The following is an 18,502-nucleotide window of genomic DNA, read 5'->3' as shown; positions in this document are numbered from 1 at the left end:
CGCTCACGCGTCGTACGCGTCGAGGGGCGGGCAGGAGCAGACGAGGTTGCGGTCGCCGCGCGCCCCGTCGATCCGCCGCACCGGCGGCCAGTACTTGGTCTTGCGCGCCACGCCGACCGGGTACACGGCCAGCTCGCGGTCGTAGTCGGCGGTCCACTCGCCGGCGATCGACGACGCGGTGTGCGGCGCGCCGCGCAGCGGGCTCGTCTCGGCGGTCCAGCGACCGGCGGCGACCTCGTCGATCTCGTGCCGGATGGCGATCATCGCCTCGCAGAACCGGTCGATCTCGGCCAGGTCCTCGCTCTCGGTCGGCTCGACCATGAGCGTGCCCGCGACCGGGAAGGACATGGTGGGCGCGTGGAAGCCGTAGTCGATGAGCCGCTTCGCGACGTCGTCCACGGTCACGCCGGTTTCCTTGGTGATGCCGCGCAGGTCGAGGATGCACTCGTGCGCGACCAGGCCGTCCTGGCCGGTGTAGAGCACCGGGTAGTGCGGGGCGAGCCGGGCGGCGATGTAGTTGGCCGCGAGCACCGCGACCTTGGTGGCCTCGGTGAGCCCGGGCGCGCCCATCATCCGCACGTACGCCCAGGAGATCGGCAGGATCGACGCCGAACCGTAGGGCGCGCCGCTGATCGGGCCGACGCCGGTGTCCGGTCCGGCCTGCGCGAGCAGCGGGTGGTTCGGCAGGTACGGCGCGAGGTGCTCGCGCGCCGCGACCGGGCCGACGCCGGGACCGCCGCCGCCGTGCGGGATGCAGAAGGTCTTGTGCAGGTTCAGGTGCGAGACGTCGCCGCCGAACTCGCCCGGCTTCGCCAGGCCCAGCAGCGCGTTGAGGTTCGCGCCGTCGACGTACACCTGGCCGCCGCCGTCGTGCACGATCTTGGCGAGCCGCTCGATGCCGTGCTCGTAGACGCCGTGGGTGGACGGGTAGGTGACCATGATCGCGGCGAGGTCGGCACTGTGCAGGTCCACTTTGGACTGCAGGTCTTCCAGGTCGACGTTGCCCTCGTCGGTGCACTTGACGACGACCACGCGCATGCCGGCGAGCACCGCGGACGCGGCGTTGGTGCCGTGCGCGGACGACGGGATCAGGCAGACGTCGCGCTCGGGCTGGCCGTTCGCCCGGTGGTAGGCGCGGATGGCCAGCAGCCCGGCGAGTTCGCCCTGGCTGCCCGCGTTCGGCTGCAGCGACACCTGGTCGTAGCCGGTGACCTCGGCGAGCCAGCCGGACAGCTGGCGGACCAGCTCGTGGTAGCCCTCGGCGTCCTCGGCCGGCGCGAACGGGTGGATGCCCGCGAACTCGCGCCAGCTGATCGGCTCCATTTCGGTGGTGGCGTTGAGCTTCATCGTGCACGAGCCGAGCGGGATCATCCCGCGGTCGAGCGCGAAGTCCTGGTCGGCGAGGCGGCGCAGGTAACGCAGCATCGACGTTTCGGACCGGTGGGAGTTGAACACCTCGTGCGTCAGGTAGCCGCTCTCGCGGACGAGACCGTTCGGCAGCGCCTGCGCGGCTTCCCACGCACTGTCGACGCCGAAGGCGCGAAGCACCTTCGCGAGCGTGTCGGGACGCGTGACCTCGTCGCAGGCGATGCGGACGTGGTCGGCGTCGATGTGGCCGAGGTTGATCCCCGCCTCGCGCGCAGCCACGTGCACCTCAGCCGCGCGGCCGGGCACCTTCGCGACGACAGTGTCGAAGAAGGCCTCGTGCGCGACCTCGACGCCACCGGCGCGCAGCGCGTTCGCGAGACCAGCAGCGAGTTCGTGAACCCGCGTCGCGATCGCCTTCAGCCCCTCGGGACCGTGGTAGACCGCGTACATCGCCGCGAGCACCGCGGGCAGCACCTGCGCGGTACAGATGTTGGAGGTCGCCTTCTCGCGACGGATGTGCTGCTCGCGCGTCTGCAGCGCCAGGCGGTACGCAGTGTTGCCGTCCGCGTCCACGGACACGCCCACGAGCCGGCCCGGCAGCGACCGCTCCAGGCCCGCGCGCACCGCCATGTACCCGGCGTGCGGACCGCCGTAGCCCAGCGGCACGCCGAAGCGCTGCGTCGAACCGACGGCGACGTCCGCGCCGAACTCGCCGGGCGCGGCGATCAAGGTGAGCGCGAGCAGGTCGGCAGCGACCGTGTACAGCGCGCCCGCGGCCTTCGCCGCTTCGGAAACCGCGTGGTAGAAACCGCGGCCGCGCAGCACGCCGGAGGCGCCGGGGTACTGCACGATGACGCCGAAGAGCTCCTCGGGCAGCCCGGTGAGCAGGTCGCGCACCTGCACGTCGATGCCGAGGCCGGCGGCGCGCGTCCGCACGACCTCGATGGTCTGCGGGAGGCACTCGGCGTCGAGAACGACCACATTGGACTTCGACTTCGACGCGCGGCGCATCAGCGTCATCGCCTCGGCGGCCGCGGTGGACTCGTCGAGCATCGAGGCGTTGGCGATCGCCAGCCCGGTCAGGTCGGACACCGCGGTCTGGAAGTTCAGCAGCGCTTCGAGACGGCCCTGCGAGATCTCCGGCTGGTACGGCGTGTACGCGGTGTACCAGGCCGGGTTCTCCAGCACGTTGCGGCGGATCACGCCCGGCGTGACGGTGTCGGAGTAGCCGAGGCCGATCATCTGCGTCATCGGCCGGTTGCGCGCGGCGAGCGCGCGCAGCTCGGCGGTGGCCTCTTCCTCGGACGCGGGCGCGGGAAGCGCCAGGTCACCGGCCGTGCGGATGGCGGTCGGCACCGCCGCTTCCACGAGGGCGTCCAGGCTTCCGTAGCCGCATTCGGCGAGCATCTTCGCCCGCTCGGCCTCGCCGGGACCGATGTGGCGGGTGTCGAAGGGGGTGGAGGTGATGGGAGCTCCTCGGGACGGGCACCGGGCGCGGCGGTGCACTGGGAACTCCCCCTCTGTCATGGGCACCTGAGAGTTTCACCGCGCGCTCGGCACGGCTTTCACCTTGGGTGAGGCGCGGGTGCGCCTGCTTTCCAGAGTGGCCTCGCCAAAAGCGGTAGCGGTTACCTGAGAGATTCCGGGGAGTTTGCTCCTTCGGTGTCCCACTGCTGACATGGGACTCTCCCGCTCCGGCTCGAACGGCCCTGTGTTCAATTGTGGGTGCGGCCACCTTACCTGCCGCTTCACGCGCCAGTCTACAACGTCAGGGGTACGCCACACCCCCTTGCCGAACGTGCGTGAGGGGAACCCTCATTGACTCTGATTCCGTCAGGGTTCCCCTCACGTACGGTCACAGCGGGGTCACGTAAGCGCCCGAGATGCCGCCGTCGACGAGGAACTGCGCGGCGGTGATGAAGCTGGCGTCGTCGCTCGCCAGGAAGGCCACCGCGGCGGCGATCTCCTCCGGTTCGGCGAACCGGCCGACCGGAACGTGCACCAGACGGCGAGCCGCGCGCTCCGGGTCCTTCGCGAACAGCTCCTTCAGCAACGGAGTGTTGACCGGCCCCGGGCACAGCGCGTTGACCCGGATGTTCTCGCGCGCGAACTGCACGCCCAGCTCGCGCGTCATGGCGAGCACGCCGCCTTTCGAGGCGGTGTAAGAAATCTGCGACGTCGCGGCCCCCATCACAGCCACGAACGACGCGGTGTTCACGATCGAACCGCGGCCCTGGCGCTGCATGTGCGGCAGCACCGCCTTGCAGCACAGGTACACCGACGTCAGGTTGACCCGCTGCACCTTCTCCCAGGCTTCGATGCCGGTGGTGAGGATCGAGTCGTCCTCGGGCGGCGAGATGCCCGCGTTGTTGAACGCGACGTCGACCGCGCCGAACTCGTCGACGGTCGTCTGGAAAAGGGCCTCGACCTGGTCCGCGTCGGTGACGTCGACCTGGACGAAGGCCCCGCCCACCGCGTCGGCGGCGGCCTTGCCCGGCTCCGGCGCGACGTCGCCGATCACGACCTTCGCGCCCTCGCTCGCCAGTCGTTTGGCGGTGGCGAGGCCGATGCCGCTCGCCCCGCCGGTGATCACCGCGACGCGGCCGTCAAAACGCTGCACCATCGTGGCTCATTCCTCCGTGCTCAAAAAGACGTTCTTGGTTTCGGTGAAGGCGGCCGCGGCGTCCGGGCCCAGTTCGCGGCCGAGACCGGACTGCTTGAAGCCGCCGAAGGGCGTCCAATACCGGACCGAGGAGTGCGAATTCACCGACAGGTTCCCGGATTCGACGCCGCGCGCGACCCGGAAGGCGCGGCCGACGTCGCGGGTCCAGATCGAGCCCGACAGGCCGTACTCGGTGTCGTTGGCCATCCGCACCGCCTCGGCTTCGTCGCGGAACCGGACCACCGCGACGACCGGGCCGAAGATCTCGTCGCGGGCCAGCGGATCGTCCAATCCCGGCGGGAGCACGACCGTCGGCGCGAACCAGTAGCCCGGCCCGGACGGCGCGCTGCCGCGGAAGGCGACCGGCGTCTGGTCGGTGACATAAGAGGAGACTTTGGCGTGGTGGTCCGCGGAAATCAGCGGGCCCATCTCGGTCGCCTCGTCGCCCGGATCGCCCACGACCACGCCCTGCACGGCGGGTTCCAGCAATTCGAGGAACCGGTCGTAAACGGTGTCCTGCACCAGGATCAGCGACCGCGCGCAGCAGTCCTGCCCCGCATTGTCGAACACCCCGTACGGCGCGGTCGCCGCGGCCTTCTCCAGGTCGGCGTCGGCGAACACGATGTTCGCGTTCTTGCCGCCCAGCTCCAGCGTCACCCGTTTCACCTGCGCCGCGCAGCCCGCCATGACCTGCTTGCCGACCTCGGTGGAGCCGGTGAACACGACCTTGCGCACCGCCGGATGCGTGACAAACCGTTGTCCGACAACGGATCCCTTGCCCGGCAGCACCTGGAAGACGTCCTCGGGGATGCCCGCCTCGCGAGCGAGTTCGGCCAGCCGCAGCGCGGTCAGCGGAGTCAGCTCGGCCGGTTTGAGCACGACGGTGTTGCCCGCCGCGAGCGCCGGCGCGAAGCCCCAGCCCGCGATCGGCATCGGGAAGTTCCACGGCACGATCACGCCGACCACGCCCAGCGGCTCGTGGAAGGTCACATTGACGCCGCCGTCGACCGGGATTTGCTTGCCCAGCAACCGTTCCGGCGCGCCTGCGGAGTATTCGAGCAGGTCACGCACGTTGCCCGCTTCCCAGCGGGCGTTGCCGATGGTGTGCCCGGAGTTCTCGACCTCCAGCCGGGCGAGGTGTTCGAGGTCGGCGTCGACCGCGTCCGCGAACCGGCGCAGCAGCCTCGCCCGATCGCCGGGGGCGATCGCCCGCCAGGCCGGGAACGCGGCGTGCGCGCGGGCGATGGCAGCGTCAGTCTCCGCCTCGGTGGTCAGCTCGACCTGGCGCACCACTTCCGCGGTCGCCGGATTGCGCACCTCGAACGTCGTCATTTCCCCTCCTGCGCGGCGTTGACCAGCGCGGCGAACAACCGGACGTCGGCGCCGTCCTGCTCCGGATGCCACTGCACGCCGAGCACGAACTCCCCCGGCAGCTCCGCGGCCTCGATCGTGCCGTCCGCCGCGTGGCCGGACGCGACCAAACCGGAGCCAAGCCGGTCAATCGCCTGATGGTGGTAACACTGGACTTTCGTTTCCTGGCCCAGAATCGCGGCCGCCCGCGTGCCGTCGACCAGGGTGACCGTGCTGGTGCCGAAAGTCGCCGGGGCGGGCTGATGCGTTGCGTCGCCCAGGGTTTCCGGCAGGTGCTGCGTGAGGGTGCCGCCGAGCGCGACGCTCATCACCTGCAGCCCGCGGCACACGCCCAGCACCGGCTTTCCGGCCGCGCGCGCCGCCGCGAACAGGCCGAACTCGAACGCGTCGCGCTCTTCGCGCGTGTACGTCGCGGGGTGTGGCTCCTGGCCGTAACGGCTGGGTTCGACATCCGCGCCGCCGGTGAGGACGAGACCGTCGATGCGTCGCACGAGCGCGTCGTACTGCGTGCTCACTGGCGGCAGCAGCACTGGTATCCCGCCCGCCTTGACCACACAGTCCGCGTACACCCGGTGCAGCACCGTCGCTTCGGTGTCCCAGGCCATGAACTTCGCCTGTTCCGAATAGGTGCTGAGCCCGATGACGGGTGGGTCAGAGTCGTTCGAAACCACGGATGCGCTCCCAATCGGTCACAGCTCGCTCGTACGCTTCGCGCTCGATCCGCGCGGCGTTGAGGTAATGGTTAACTACATCGGCACCGAAGGCATCTCGCGCGATACGGCTGCCTTTGAGGACTTCAGCCGCTTCGGCGAGCGTAACGGGCACAGTCGGCTTGTCGGACTCGTACGCGTTGCCTACGAACTCAGGCTCCAACGGCAGTTCGTTCTCAATCCCGTACAGCCCAGCAGCGACCATAGCGGCGACCGCGAGGTACGGGTTCACGTCTCCGCCGGGTACGCGGTTCTCGACGCGCAACCCGTCACCGTGCCCGACAACGCGCAACGCGCACGTACGGTTGTCCGTGCCCCACGCGATCGCTGTCGGCGCGAAGCTGCCAGGGACGTAACGCTTGTAGGAGTTGATGTTCGGGGCGAAGAAGTACGTCAGCTCGCGCAACGCTTCCAGCTGTCCGGCGAGGAAGTGCTGCATGAGCTTCGAGAAGCCGTGTTCGCCGTCTCCGGGAAGAACCGCTTCGCCGGACTTGCTGCGAAGGCTCAGGTGGATGTGGCAGGAGTTGCCCTCGCGTTCGTTGTACTTCGCCATGAACGTGAGGCTCTTGCCCTCCTGCGCGGCGATCTCCTTCGCGCCGTTCTTGTAGATGCCGTGGTTGTCGCAGGTCGCGAGCGCTTCGGCGTAACGGAAGGCGATCTCGTGCTGACCCGGGTTGCACTCGCCCTTCGCCGACTCCGGGTACAGGCCCGCGCCCGCCATCCCGTTGCGGATCCGGCGCAGCAGCGGCTCGATGCGCGCGGTGCCGAGCATGGAGTAGTCGACGTTGTACTGATTGGACGGTCTGAGGTCGTGGTAGCGCTTGTCCCACGCGGATTCGTAGGAGTCGTCGAACACGATGAACTCGAGTTCGGTGCCCACGTACGCCTTCAGGTCGTGCTCGGCGAGCCGGTCGAGCTGACGGCGCAGCACCTGGCGCGGCGAAACGGAAACCGGGCCGCCCTGCACGCGCTCGACGTCCGCGAGCACCAGCGCGGTGCCCTCCTGCCACGGAATCTCCCGCAGTGTCGCGAAATCCGGCCGGAGCACGAAGTCGCCGTAGCCGCTCTGCCAGGACGAGATGTCGTAGCCGTCGACGGTGTTCATGTCGACGTCCACCGCGAGCAGGTAGTTGCACGCCTCGGTCGCGTGGCCGGCCACCTCTTCGAGGAAGTACTCCGCCGAACAGCGCTTGCCCTGGAGCCGCCCCTGCATGTCGGTGAGCGCGACGAGCACCGTGTCGATCGTGCCGGCCGTCACCCGTTCGCGGAGATCTTCGAGCGTGAGCATTCCTCGCCTGGCCGCCATCGCATCGCCCCAAAGGTTCGGATCAGGTCCTTTGCGGCTCTTTCCTACCCGGCGGCCGGGGCGGGGTCAATCCACTGAAAGGTATTTTCTTAGACCTTTAACCGCCGGGTTGTCGGGTCTCCCCCGCGCGGCGCCTGCTATGTCCGGGTTGCCCGGCTGAGAAGATACTGTGAATCCGGTGCGTCCGGGACCAAATCCGCCGCCTCGTGCGTTGGACCGGGCAAGAGAGGTGAGAGGGATGACTGAAGCATTCACGCAGACCACGTTCAGCCAGCAGCAGGCGCGGCCGCAGCTCCCGACGCTGCCCACCGGGTGGCCGATCGGGTCGTACGAGTCCTACGAACAGGCCCAGCAGGCCGTCGACCACCTCGCGCACGCTGATTTCCCGGTCACCGACGTCACGATCGTCGGGGTCCAGCCGATGCTGGTGGAGCGCATCGCGGGCAAGATGAGCTGGAGCCGGATGCTCAGCAGCGCGGCCATGTCCGGCGCGGTGTTCGGCCTGTTCCTCGGCCTGGTGCTGAGCATGCTCAACCCGGCCGCCGGACTGCTGTCGATCGTGCTCGGCCTGGCCGCCGGTGTCGTGTTCAACGTGGCCTTCGGCGCACTGGGCTACGCGGCGAACCGCAACAAGCGCGGGTTCATCTCGCAAAGCCAGCTGGTCGCGCAGCGCTACGACGTGCTGTCGCAGCCGCGCAACGCCGAGAAGGGCCGCCAGCTGCTGGCGGACCTGGCCGCGCGCTCCGCGTTCAACCACTGAGTTTCGGCACTCGCCTCCCGGGCGCCCGGACCGTTCGCGGATCTGGGCGCCCGGTTTCGCGTTCAAAGGCTCAGGACCACGAGTCCGGCGAGAGACCAATCCCCCCAAAACAAGGCCCAGCTCCAGCGTTTCCAGCCCCCGATCGTCGAACAGGGTCGCGAACCTGCCGAGCGTCCAGCACTGGGCAACTCCTCGTGCGCGCCTATGCCGGTTCTAACCGGCGTTAACACTCACGACCGGCGCTACCTCGTCGGCGGAGCGGGCTTGACCGGGCTGCTCGGCGGAACCGGCGTCCCCGGAGTCCCCGAGGTCGCCGGAGCCTTCGGGATCACCGCCGCGAACGGCACGCCCGCGTCCTCTCGGCAATAGCCGCGATAACCGTTGTAGCCGTTGACATTCCCGTGGTCGTCCTGCACTCCCTCGACGACCTTCGGGCGCGGGAACTGGTTGTCCTGCCCGGTCATCTGGCTCGCGCCGCTGTCCTTCTCACAGCCGTAGCGCGTGATCGTGAGCGGGCGGCCGCGGTCGTCGTAGAGGTAGACGTTCTCGAGCGGTTTGCCGTTCGCGTCGAAGACGTACAGGTTGCTCAGTTCGTGCGAGCCGTAGCGCAGGGCCTCGTTGCCGTGGACGTCCTCGTACATCGACGAGGCGTACGTCGGGGTCGAGTTCGACGAGTAGGTGCGGTCCCGAACGAGGTTGACCGCCGCGCCGAGGCCGCCAAACGCGCTGCCCACCACGAACGCCGAGACCGGCACCGCGATCCACAGCATCCGTCCGTCGGCCTTGATCCGCGGGCCCGCCCACATCACCAGGCCCGCGCCGACGAGCAGCACCGGCAGCAGCAGGACCGCGTGCAGGTCCCGGATCATCAGCAGCAGCCCGAACGCCAGCAGCGCGAACGCGCAGACCACCCACCACGCCGGTTTCAGCGAGTTGAGATACGTGAGCGCGCGGTCGGCCGACCGGTCCTCGCGCATCGACTTCACCACCGCCCGGGCGCGGACCACCTCCGGCAGCTCCCGCAGCGCGTCGACCCCGCGGAGCAGCAGGAACGCCACGCTCACCGCGAACACCGGGGCCAGCACGAGCATCCCGGTCAGCGCCCGGGAATCGAAGCGGACGGCGGTGTAGAACGAGACCATCGCGGTCCCCGCCGCACAGAACACCAAGCCCCACAAGGCAAGCCGCGGCCCGAGCCGGCCCGGCTTCGCCGCCGGGAGGACCTCGGTCGCCGCTTCCGGGACCGCCGGAGCGGGCGGGTAGCCGCCGGACGCGCGCAGTTCGGCCGCGTAGCTCTCCGGCGTGCCGAGCCGCGCGACGAGGTCCTCGACCCGCGCCGCCGCCCCGGCTTCCGCCTCCATCTCGGCCAGCTGCGGCCGGACGTCCTCGAGCAGTTCCTCGACCTCGTTCGCGGGCAGGTCCGCGAGCGCGGTGCGCACCCTCGACAGGTACACCCGCGCGGCCGTCGGCTTGTCCGTGCTCATGCTGCCTCTCCCCGATTCGTGCCGCGTGTCCGCGCGGTCAGGCCCGCTCGTCCACCAAACTGTCCATAATGGACGCAAAGCTGCGCCACGTGCGCGCCGATCCGGCGAGCCGCGCCCGGCCCCGGTCGTTCAAGCTGTAGTACTTGCGGTGCGGGCCTTCTTCGCTCGGAACCACATACGACGTCAGCAACCCCGCCTTGTACAGCCGCCGCAGCGTGCCGTACACCGATGCGTCCCCGACCTCCTCCAGGCCGGCGGTGCGCAGTCTTCGCAGCACGTCGTAGCCGTACCCGTCGTCGTCGCGCAGCACCGCGAGGACCGCCAGGTCCAGCACTCCCTTGAGCAGCTGACTGATCTCCACGGCGTTCCTTCCCCGGTCCTGCGCGACAGAAGGTACCACGCATAGCGCAGTAGTGCGCACGGCGAGCGGTCATCCGGCGGTATCGGTGCCCCTTTTTGCCAGGTCAGCGCGAGACGAACGGTCAGGTATGGCCGCACACCCGCAACGCTCTGCAACTGAGCGTCCAAAGTGGATACTCGGGAGGGCGGGGAACCCTGTGCACGTCGGTCGTCACCGACCTCCCCGCGGGTCTTGGCCAGTCGATCTTCGCCTGGTTAAACCGCCCGAGCCCGCCGCTGGCACCTAGGACACGAAAACGACGACCGATTCATGAACGGCTCCCGCCGGATCGGCGACCCGCACCGACGGCACGGCAGTCCTTCCTGCCCGTACGCATCGAGCGATCGCTCGAAATACCCAGACTCCCCGTTCACGTTCACGTAAAGCGCATCGAACGACGTCCCGCCCGCCAGCAGCGCCGCCGACATCACGTCGCTAGCCGCGGACAGCAACGTCCGCCCCTGTGCGGCAGTGAGCTTCTCGGTCGGCCGCGACCAATGCAGCTTGGACCGCCACAACGCCTCGTCGGCATAGATGTTGCCGACCCCGGACACCAGCGTCTGGTCCAGCAACGCCCGTTTCACCTCGGTCCGCCGCGACCGCAGCGCACGCACCGCCGCCTCCGGATCGAACTTCGGATCCATCGGATCCCGCGCGATGTGCGCGATAGTCCCCGGCAGACTGTCGCCGTCCACCACGACCAGTTCGTCCAAGGCAAGGCCGCCGAACGTCCGCTGGTCGACGAACCGCAATTCCGGCCCGCCGTCGGCGAACCGCACCCGGACGCGCAGATGTTTCTCGTCCGGCGCGCCCTCCGGCTGCACCAGCATCTGGCCGCTCATGCCGAGATGCGCCAGGACCGCCTCGCCGTCGGACAGTTCCAGCCACAGGTATTTGCCGCGCCGCCGGGCCGCCTCGATCGCGACCCCGGCGAGCCGTCCGGTGAAGTCGGCGGCCCCTTGGGCATGCCGCCGGATGGCACGGTCGTGCAACACCTCGACGGCCCGGACGGTACGGCCGGCGACGTGCGCTTCGAGACCGGCGCGGACGGTCTCGACCTCGGGTAGTTCGGGCATGCCCACATTCTGCCCGGCACCACCGACAATTCCGGGCCGGGTGCGGCGCCCAGGGGCTCAGACCCCGCGAGAGCCGGTCTCGGACAGGAACTGCCCGACGGTACGGGGGCCTGCCGGATCCGCAGGTCAGCGGCACGAGAACCAGCAGACACCGTCGAAGCCGGTCCCGCCGCACAAAAACGGGGCTGATCAGCAAACCTCGCCAACCAGCCCCGGCAAAGAGCGAAACTCACGCCGCCCGCACCGAGTCCCCCAGACCACCGGAACCGACGCCAGGCCCGCCGCACAAAAACGGGGCTGATCAGCGAACCGCCAACCAGCCCCGATGAAGAATGAAACGCGTCAGCTCGCGTCGTCGCCCGTGCCGAGTTCCTCCGACAATGCCCGCCAGGCGGTCTCCGCGGCCTTCTGCTCGGCTTCCTTCTTCGTGGTGCCGTTGCCCTCGCCCAGCGCGCGGCCCGCCACCAGCACGGTGGCGGTGAATTCCTTGCGGTGGTCGGGACCGCTGTCCTCGACGCGGTACTCGGGCACGCCGAGTCCCCCGGAGGCGGTCAGCTCCTGCAGGCTGGTCTTCCAGTCGAGGCCAGCCCCGCGCAGCGGAGCCTCGGCCAGCAACCCGTCGAAGAGGTGGTGCACGAGCTTGCGCGCGACCTCGATGCCGTGCGCGAGGTACGTGGCGCCGATGACGGCTTCGAGACCGTCGGCGAGGATGCTCGCCTTGTCCCGGCCGCCGGTGAGCTCTTCGCCCTTGCCCAGCAGCAGGTGCGCCCCGAGCCCGCCCTCGCCGAGCCCGCGCGCGACGCCGGCCAGCGCGTGCATGTTGACGACGCTGGCGCGCAGCTTCGCGAGCTGGCCCTCGGGCAGGTCGGGGTGGGTGGTGTAGAGGTGGTCGGTGACGACGAGGCCGAGCACCGCGTCTCCGAGGAACTCCAGGCGCTCGTTCGGCGGCAGGCCGCCGTGCTCGTACGCGTACGAGCGATGGGTGAGCGAAAGACGGAGCAGCTCGGGGTCGAGTTCGACCCCGAGCGCCTCGAGCAACGATGCGGGATCGGCCGCGGGTCCTCCGACGGGCTTACCCCCCATGGTCGGCTGCCCGCTCAGGCGGGCTCGACGACCTGGCGGCCGTTGTGCTGGCCGCAAGCCGGGCAAGCGACGTGCTGGATTTTCGGCTGGCGGCAGGCGCGGTTGGAGCAGGGCACCAGCTGAACCGGAGCCGCCTTCCACTGGCTGCGGCGGGAGCGCGTGTTGGATCGCGACATCTTCCGCTTCGGGACGGCCACGAGTAGATCTCCTTCAAACGGTCTGCTCGCGGATGCGAGCGAACTTGCTTTCTCCCGGATCGAGCTGGACGCTCGTCAGGCTTGCTCTCCGGAGCCGTGCGCAGGCTTTTCGCCCGCGTTCTCGTCGAATCGCTCGACCAGCGCGGCCCACCGAGGGTCTATCTTCTCATGCCCGTGTCCGGGCTCGAGATCGGCCCACTTGACGCCGCATTCGATGCACAGTCCGGGGCAGTCCTCGCGGCACAGCGGGGCGAGCGGAAGCGCCAGCACCACGGCGTCGCGGACGGTCGGCTCGAGGTCGATCCGGTCGTCCACCAGGCGGGGGATCTCGTCCTCGTCGGTGGTCTCCTCGGTGGCCGAGCCCGGGTAGGCGAACAGCTCGGTCAGGTCGACCTCGACGTGCTCGGTGACCGGGTCGAGGCAGCGCGAGCACTCGCCGGTGGCCACCGCCGCGGCGGTGCCGGTGACGAGGACGCCCTCGACGACCGATTCGAGCATCAGGTCGAGCTCGACGGGCTCGCCCTCGCGGATTTCGAGCACGCCGGGGACGCCGAGCGAGGTCGGCACGGGCGCGCTGCGGCGCAGCTCCCGGCTGAGTCCCGCGCGGCGGCCGAGCTCACGGGTGTCGACGACCCACGGGCTGCGGTCGTCGAGCTGCGCGGGGCGGGGGTTCTGGGCAGGGTTTTCGGACATCGCCTACCAGCGTACGCAGGCCCCGCAACCTCGTTCGAGGCGGTCGGACCTGGCGAGCGCCGATCGCGGCCGGAACCGTGACCGGCACGCACGAGGCCGCGGTGCCCGGCGGTACCGGATGCACGCCGGTCACGCACCCCAATGCGGCATTGGGTGCATGCGACGCACCGAACGCCACATTGGGTGCGTCCGACGCACCCAATGCCACTTTGGGGCGCTCGCCCCGCCGACAGCCTCGAGCATCCGCCCCAACCGGCCGGAACACCCCGAGGCGGTAGGTCAGACCTGGTAGTCGTACAGCGTCGAACGACCGCTGCCGTGGCCGGTCGAAGGCGAGCGCAGGTGGTTGCGGCCCGAGTCGACGGTGCGCAGCGTGGTGGCCAGCAGCTCGGAGAACTCGGCCAGCTTGCCGTCCACGTACGCGTCGCAGTCAGCGCGCTGGCGGTCGGCCTCGGCGTGCGCCTCGTCGACGATGCGGGCGGATTCGGCGTGCGCGGCCTGCACGACCTCGGTCTGCGAGACGAGCCGGGCCTGTTCGGCGCGGGCGTCCTCGATCGCGCGGTCGTAGGCGTCGCGTCCGGCCTGGATCATCCGCTCGGACTCGGCGCGGGATCGTTCGGTGAGGTTCTGGTACTCGGCCTGCCCGCCGGCGACCATGCGCTCGGCCTCGTTGTGCGCGTCGCTCAGCATCTGCTCGGCGCGGGCGCGCGCGTCGGCGAGAATGCGCTCGGCCTCGGACGTGGCGTCCGACACGGTCCGCTCGGCTTCCTCGTTCGCGCCGGCGACGGTCTCCCCCGCCTCCTTGCGCGCGGCGAGCAGCAGGTCGTCGCGCTTGTCGAGCACGTCCTGCGCGTCGTCCACTTCGCCGGGAAGCGCGTCGCGAACGTCGTCGAGCAGCTCGAGGACGTCGCCGCGGGGCACCACGCAGCTGGACGTCATGGGAACCCCACGGGCCTCTTCGACGATCGTGACGAGCTCGTCGAGTGCCTCGAAAACCCGGTACACGGCCACTCCCTCAAGCAGTTTCCCCGATCACTGGCTTCCAGTCTGCCCGCTTCGCAGCCTGAACCGGTGAACGAGCACCCGACCGGGCGTGTCCTGGTGTGTGCCGGAAGGGGCGGTCTCACCCTGCCGGTGCGACCGCCCCGCCCGGCCGGGGTCAGCTGTCGAGATCGATCTTCTGGAAGGTGGCGTAGTGGTCCGGCGTGTAGACGAGCTCGCCGCCCTTGCCGGAGATCACGCGGTCGTCCGTGCCGACGTCGTAGAGCGTGTAGTAGCCGGCGTCGCACGCGGGCAGGACGCCCTCGCGGTTCTGGTAGGTGATGCCGTCGCTGAGGGTGCCGGCGCGCACCCCGTCGACGACCTGCTTGGCGTCGTCAGACAGCGTCGAGTAGCCGACCGCGCTCAGCTTCGACAGGTCGCCGCACTTCGTCGGCGTGCTGCCGCCGTCGATGTCGATGACCTGGAAGGTCGCGTAGTGGTCGCCGGTGTAGAAGTACTCGCCGCCCTGGCCGGTCACGATCCGGCGGGTGCCGCGGGTGCTCGAACCGGGCGTCGGCACGGTGTACTCGTGGTAGTAGCTCGACGCGCAGGAGGGCAGGATCCCCTCGCGGTTGGTGAAGACGACCCCGTCGTTCTTCGGGTACGGGAACGGCCCGTTCGTCTGGATCAGCTTGTAGGTGTCAGTCGCCTCCGGGGGCAGCGCCGACAGCTTGACGTGCGTGAAACCGGACAGATCCCCACAGGAGTTCTGCATCGGCTGCGCGGACGCCGGCGCCGCCGGGGAAAGCGGGACGGCCTCCGCGGCCGTGCCGAACCCCAGGAAACCGACCAGCAGTGCGAAAAGGACACCGACTATGCGGCTGCGATTGTTGGTCATTTTCGGACGGTAACCCGGTCGGGTAGTCCGCAGAATGACGCGAGGTGAACAGCTTCGGGCCGCGGCCGAAGTCCCGACGAAGGCAGTAATCCGTTCAGGCTAAATCGGCCGCTGGGCTGGCGTCGCGGGCGGACGCGCTGCTCAGTCCTGTTTGGCGTAGACCGCGAGAAGGCGTTCGTGGACCACCGGCGGCACCAGGTTCTCGATGTCGCCGCCGAGCGCCGCGATCTCCTTGACCAGCGAGCTGGACACGAAGCCGTACGCCGGATTGTTGGCCATCAGCAGCGTTTCGAGGCCGGTGAGCTCGCGGTTCATCTGGGCCATCTGCAGTTCGTAGTCGAAGTCGCTGACCGAGCGCAGGCCCTTCGCGACCGCGGCGATGTCGTTCTCGCGGCAGTAGTCCACGAGCAGGCCCTGCCACGAATCGACGCGCACGTTCGGCAGTTCCGCGGTGATCTCGCGCAGGATCTCCATGCGTTCCTCGACGCTGAAGAGGCCCTTCTTGCTCTTGTTCACCCCCACCGCGACGACGACCTCGTCGAAGAGCTTCGAAGCCCGCTCGATGATGTCGAGATGTCCGTTGGTGGCCGGATCGTAAGAACCGGGACAGACCGCACGCCGCATGGCGCGGACGCTATCAAGCCGCGCCGCCGCGCGCGCTCTCGTGACGACTGCGTCACACCTCAGATGAGCTGTCGTACTCGGCCCAGTACAGCGCCGTGTCGCCGTAACGCTTGTCGCGAAGCGGTTTGAACGTCGACGGCCAGTCTGGAGCACCGTCGCGCGCAGCCCGTTCGATCACCGTCAGCGCGCCTTCGGCAAGCCAGCCACCACTGTGCAGCGAAGCAAGCACAGAGCCCAGCGAAGCAGCATCGACCGCGTACGGCGGGTCTGCGAGCACGACGTCAAACTGCACTGGCGCAGGCGCGGCGACCACTGTCTCAACCTGACCAGCTCGCACCGTGCCGCCCAGCCGCAAATCGGCGACATTGCCGCGAAGCACGTCTGCCGCGCGACGGTCGGCTTCCACGAACCACGCGTCCGCGGCACCGCGCGAAAGCGCTTCGAGACCGAGCGCGCCCGAGCCGGCGTAGAGGTCGAGCACGCGGGCGCCGTCCAGCTCACCGGCCACTTCGAGGGCGTTGAACAGTGCTTCCCGCACCCGCTCCGACGTCGGGCGGGTGCCCTTGGGCGGCACCTTCAGCCGCCGTCCGCCCGCCTTCCCCGCCACGATCCTCGTCACCCGGCCATCTTCGCCCAAGGCCGCGATGTGGCGTTGGGCAGGACTTGCCGAACCCGCGCGCGCGGGCGCGTAGAGTCGTCCTTCGCCCTGCAGGGGCGCGTTGATGGAGTTCAAGGGAGCGTTGCGTGTCGGAACCCCGGGTGAGACGGGCTGAGATCGCCGTCGAGCAGGCACACGTCGACCGGGTCTACACGCGGCTCGCCGAGCTGCGGACCCAGGCCGAGGCGATGCGGGCCAAGGGCTACGAGCTGGGCCAGGGCGCACAGCGCGAAGCGATCTTCGAGCAGGCGTCGATGCTGTTCGAACGCGACATGATGGTCTACCACGCGAACCAGACCCTGCAGACGCTCGACGCCGAGTACGAGGGCCTGGTCTTCGGCAGGCTGGACCACCTCGACCGCGAGCACATCTACGTGGGCCGCCTCGGCATCCGCGACACCGAGTTCGACAACCTGGTCACCGACTGGCGCGCGCCGGCGGCCGCAGCCTTCTACCAGGCCACCGCCGAGGAGCCGATGGACGTCGTGCGCCGCCGGGTGATCCGCTGCTCCGGGCAGACGGTCCTGGACGTGGACGACGACGTGCTGATCGCCGACGCCGTGCCCGAGGACATGCAGATCGTCGGCGAGGGCGCGTTGATGGCCGCGCTCGGCCGTTCGCGCGGCGAGAAGATGCGCGACATCGTGGCCACGATCCAGAAGGAACAGGACGAGGTCATCCGCGCGCCGTGGCGAGGTGTCACCGAGATCACCGGCGGCCCGGGCACCGGCAAGACCGCTGTCGCGCTGCACCGCGCCGCGTACCTGCTGTACCGGCACCGCCGTCAGCTCGGCGGAGCGGGCGTGTTGGTGGTCGGTCCCTCGGGCGTCTTCACCACGTACATCTCGCGCGTGTTGCCGTCGATGGGCGAAACGAACGTAGAGCTGCGCGCGCTCGGCGAAGTCCTCGACGGTCTCGAAGCGACGCGACAGGACACTGCCGCGCTGGCCGCGATCAAGGGTTCGCTTCGGATGCGAAAGGTGCTTCTGCGCGCGTTGCGCGACACCCCGCCCGAAGCGCCGACGGAGCTGAAGATCGTCTACCGCGGCGAAGTGCTGAAGCTGACCGCGCGCGAGCTGGAGAAGGTACGGCGCAAGGCGCACACGCAAGGCGCGCCGCCGAACCGTTCGCGCGTACGCGTGGCGGAGCTGCTGCTGGCCGCGCTGGCGGACAAGGCCGAGGAGTACGCGAAGGCGGACGGCAAGGAGATCGACCGCGCGGAGCTGATCAACGATCTCGGCGAGCGCATCGACTTCCACCGCTTCCTCGTCGTGTGGTGGCCGGTGCTGTACCCGGCGCAGGTCCTCAAGTGGCTCGGCGACGAGAAGCGGATGGCCGCGGCGTCGAAGGGCATTCTGAACCGGAACGAGATCAGCCTGCTGGCAGCCGATTTCGCGGACCGTTCGCGCGGCTGGTCGGTCGCCGACGTCGCGTTGCTGGACGAACTGCGCGTGCTGGTCGGCCCGGAGCCGAAGCGCCGCCGTCGCCAGACCGTGGTCGAGGTCGCCCCGGAGCGCGGCGGTTCCGGAGGCGCGCCGCACCGTCCGGAGCACTACGACGAGTACTCGCACGTGGTCGTCGACGAATCGCAGGACCTTTCGCCGATGCAGTGGCGGATGATCGGCCGGCGCGGCAAGTACGCGAGCTGGACCGTCGTGGGCGACCCGGTGCAGAGTTCGTGGCCGGATCCGGACGAGGCAGCGCAGGCGCGCGACCAGGCGTTCGGCGTGAAGACCGCGCGGCGGCGCTTCACGCTGCGCACGAACTACCGGAACTCGGCGGAGATCTTCGACCTCGCGGCGAAGGTCGTGGCCGGCCACGCCCGGGCCGACGAACTGCCCAAGGCCGTGCGCACCACCGGAATCGAGCCGGAGGTCCGGCCGGTCGAGCAGGCGGCGCTGGCGACGGCGACGCAGACCGCGGCGAAGGAACTGCTCGGCGCGGTCGAGGGCACGGTCGGCGTGATCACCGCCATGCACCGCGTCGGAGAGGTCGAGGGCTGGCTCGCCGGGCAGACCGACGAGCGGCTGAAGGTCGTCGGGTCCCTCGATTCGAAGGGCCTCGAATACGACGCGGTCGTGCTGGTCGAGCCGATGGACCTCGTCACCGAGTCCTCGACCGGGCGGCGCGTGCTGTACGTCGCGCTCACCCGGGCGACCCAGCAGCTGATCGTGCTCGCCTCGAACCCGGATTGGCTGCCGCACGCGTAAGCCGGGAAGGGAATCGCGGCC

The 18,502-nt window shown here is 69.5% G+C and carries 16 protein-coding genes, 2 pseudogenes and 1 riboswitch; of the genes and pseudogenes, 2 read left to right on the top strand and 16 right to left on the bottom strand.

The annotated features are described in order from the left end of the window. Positions 1 to 3: 3 nt before the first annotated feature. The 5 genes from gcvP to SSMG_RS07235 all read right to left on the bottom strand — a co-directional run bounded on the left by gcvP (position 4) and on the right by SSMG_RS07235 (position 7,417). Entirely contained in the window at positions 4 to 2,895 is a 2,892-nt protein-coding gene (gene gcvP, locus SSMG_RS07255; protein WP_009074223.1) for an aminomethyl-transferring glycine dehydrogenase, read from the bottom strand. Further along, positions 2,879 to 2,980: riboswitch (glycine riboswitch) on the bottom strand. (Overlaps the previous gene by 17 nt.) A 243-nt stretch (positions 2,981 to 3,223) precedes the next feature. Continuing rightward, positions 3,224 to 3,991 carry a 3-oxoacyl-ACP reductase gene (locus SSMG_RS07250; RefSeq protein ID WP_009074222.1) on the bottom strand — a complete coding sequence of 256 codons (768 nt, stop codon included), beginning with the start codon at positions 3,989 to 3,991 and terminating at the stop codon, positions 3,224 to 3,226. 6 nt (positions 3,992 to 3,997) lie between these two features. Next, positions 3,998 to 5,362, bottom strand: a complete 1,365-nt coding sequence (locus SSMG_RS07245; RefSeq protein ID WP_009074220.1) for an aldehyde dehydrogenase — start codon at positions 5,360 to 5,362, stop codon at positions 3,998 to 4,000. Further along, complete coding sequence (locus tag SSMG_RS07240) at positions 5,359 to 6,072, bottom strand: gamma-glutamyl-gamma-aminobutyrate hydrolase family protein (RefSeq protein WP_009074219.1); 714 nt, start codon at positions 6,070 to 6,072, stop codon at positions 5,359 to 5,361. The genes SSMG_RS07245 and SSMG_RS07240 overlap by 4 nt, the downstream gene beginning before the upstream one ends. Then, positions 6,053 to 7,417 carry a glutamine synthetase family protein gene (locus SSMG_RS07235; RefSeq protein WP_009074218.1) on the bottom strand — a complete coding sequence of 455 codons (1,365 nt, stop codon included), beginning with the start codon at positions 7,415 to 7,417 and terminating at the stop codon, positions 6,053 to 6,055. Before SSMG_RS07235 ends, SSMG_RS07240 begins: the two co-directional genes overlap by 20 nt. Before the next feature lie 238 nt (positions 7,418 to 7,655). On the opposite strand from SSMG_RS07235, the gene SSMG_RS07230 reads away from it, so the two are divergent. After that, positions 7,656 to 8,177, top strand: a complete 522-nt coding sequence (locus SSMG_RS07230) for a general stress protein (RefSeq protein ID WP_009074217.1) — start codon at positions 7,656 to 7,658, stop codon at positions 8,175 to 8,177. 242 nt (positions 8,178 to 8,419) lie between these two features. Here the strand turns inward: SSMG_RS07230 and SSMG_RS07225 are convergent, their stop codons facing one another. The 11 genes and pseudogenes from SSMG_RS07225 to rsmD all read right to left on the bottom strand — a co-directional run bounded on the left by SSMG_RS07225 (position 8,420) and on the right by rsmD (position 16,232). Beyond that, on the bottom strand, positions 8,420 to 9,661 hold the full coding sequence (locus tag SSMG_RS07225) for a hypothetical protein (RefSeq protein WP_009074216.1): 1,242 nt from the start codon (positions 9,659 to 9,661) through the stop codon (positions 8,420 to 8,422). Positions 9,662 to 9,698: 37 nt separating this feature from the next. Continuing rightward, positions 9,699 to 10,022, bottom strand: coding sequence for a PadR family transcriptional regulator (locus SSMG_RS07220; RefSeq protein ID WP_037712861.1), 324 nt, complete (start codon positions 10,020 to 10,022; stop codon positions 9,699 to 9,701). Between the two features lie 254 nt (positions 10,023 to 10,276). After that, positions 10,277 to 11,137 carry a bifunctional DNA-formamidopyrimidine glycosylase/DNA-(apurinic or apyrimidinic site) lyase gene (mutM, locus tag SSMG_RS07215; protein ID WP_009074213.1) on the bottom strand — a complete coding sequence of 287 codons (861 nt, stop codon included), beginning with the start codon at positions 11,135 to 11,137 and terminating at the stop codon, positions 10,277 to 10,279. A 342-nt stretch (positions 11,138 to 11,479) separates the two neighbouring features. After that, positions 11,480 to 12,220, bottom strand: coding sequence for a ribonuclease III (rnc, locus tag SSMG_RS07210; protein WP_009074211.1), 741 nt, complete (start codon positions 12,218 to 12,220; stop codon positions 11,480 to 11,482). A gap of 14 nt (positions 12,221 to 12,234) precedes the next feature. Next, positions 12,235 to 12,417, bottom strand: a complete 183-nt coding sequence (gene rpmF, locus SSMG_RS07205; RefSeq protein WP_009074209.1) for a 50S ribosomal protein L32 — start codon at positions 12,415 to 12,417, stop codon at positions 12,235 to 12,237. A 75-nt stretch (positions 12,418 to 12,492) separates the two neighbouring features. After that, positions 12,493 to 13,110, bottom strand: a complete 618-nt coding sequence (locus SSMG_RS07200) for a DUF177 domain-containing protein (protein WP_009074207.1) — start codon at positions 13,108 to 13,110, stop codon at positions 12,493 to 12,495. 279 nt (positions 13,111 to 13,389) lie between these two features. Further along, entirely contained in the window at positions 13,390 to 14,115 is a 726-nt protein-coding gene (locus SSMG_RS07195) for a DivIVA domain-containing protein (protein ID WP_037716741.1), read from the bottom strand. 154 nt (positions 14,116 to 14,269) lie between these two features. Next, a pseudogene (locus SSMG_RS46710) lies at positions 14,270 to 14,431 on the bottom strand (ribonuclease domain-containing protein); the annotation flags it as partial. Positions 14,432 to 14,563: 132 nt separating this feature from the next. Further along, positions 14,564 to 14,989: pseudogene (locus SSMG_RS46705) on the bottom strand (ribonuclease domain-containing protein); the annotation flags it as partial. A gap of 141 nt (positions 14,990 to 15,130) precedes the next feature. Beyond that, positions 15,131 to 15,613 (bottom strand): pantetheine-phosphate adenylyltransferase, encoded by a 483-nt coding sequence (gene coaD / locus SSMG_RS07185; protein ID WP_009074200.1) that lies wholly within the window; start codon positions 15,611 to 15,613, stop codon positions 15,131 to 15,133. A gap of 52 nt (positions 15,614 to 15,665) precedes the next feature. Then, complete coding sequence (gene rsmD / locus SSMG_RS07180) at positions 15,666 to 16,232, bottom strand: 16S rRNA (guanine(966)-N(2))-methyltransferase RsmD (RefSeq protein WP_009074198.1); 567 nt, start codon at positions 16,230 to 16,232, stop codon at positions 15,666 to 15,668. Between the two features lie 125 nt (positions 16,233 to 16,357). Between rsmD and SSMG_RS07175 the strand changes: the two genes are divergently transcribed. Beyond that, positions 16,358 to 18,481: an AAA family ATPase gene (locus SSMG_RS07175; RefSeq protein ID WP_037712858.1), complete on the top strand. Its 2,124-nt coding sequence runs from the start codon at positions 16,358 to 16,360 to the stop codon at positions 18,479 to 18,481. The last annotated feature ends 21 nt before the right edge of the window (positions 18,482 to 18,502 follow it).

The organism is Streptomyces sp. AA4, assembly GCF_000158875.1.
GTDB lineage: Bacteria > Actinomycetota > Actinomycetes > Mycobacteriales > Pseudonocardiaceae > Amycolatopsis.
The sequence above is the reverse complement of the archived record's forward strand: the minus strand, read 5'-3'. Positions and strand labels throughout refer to the sequence as shown.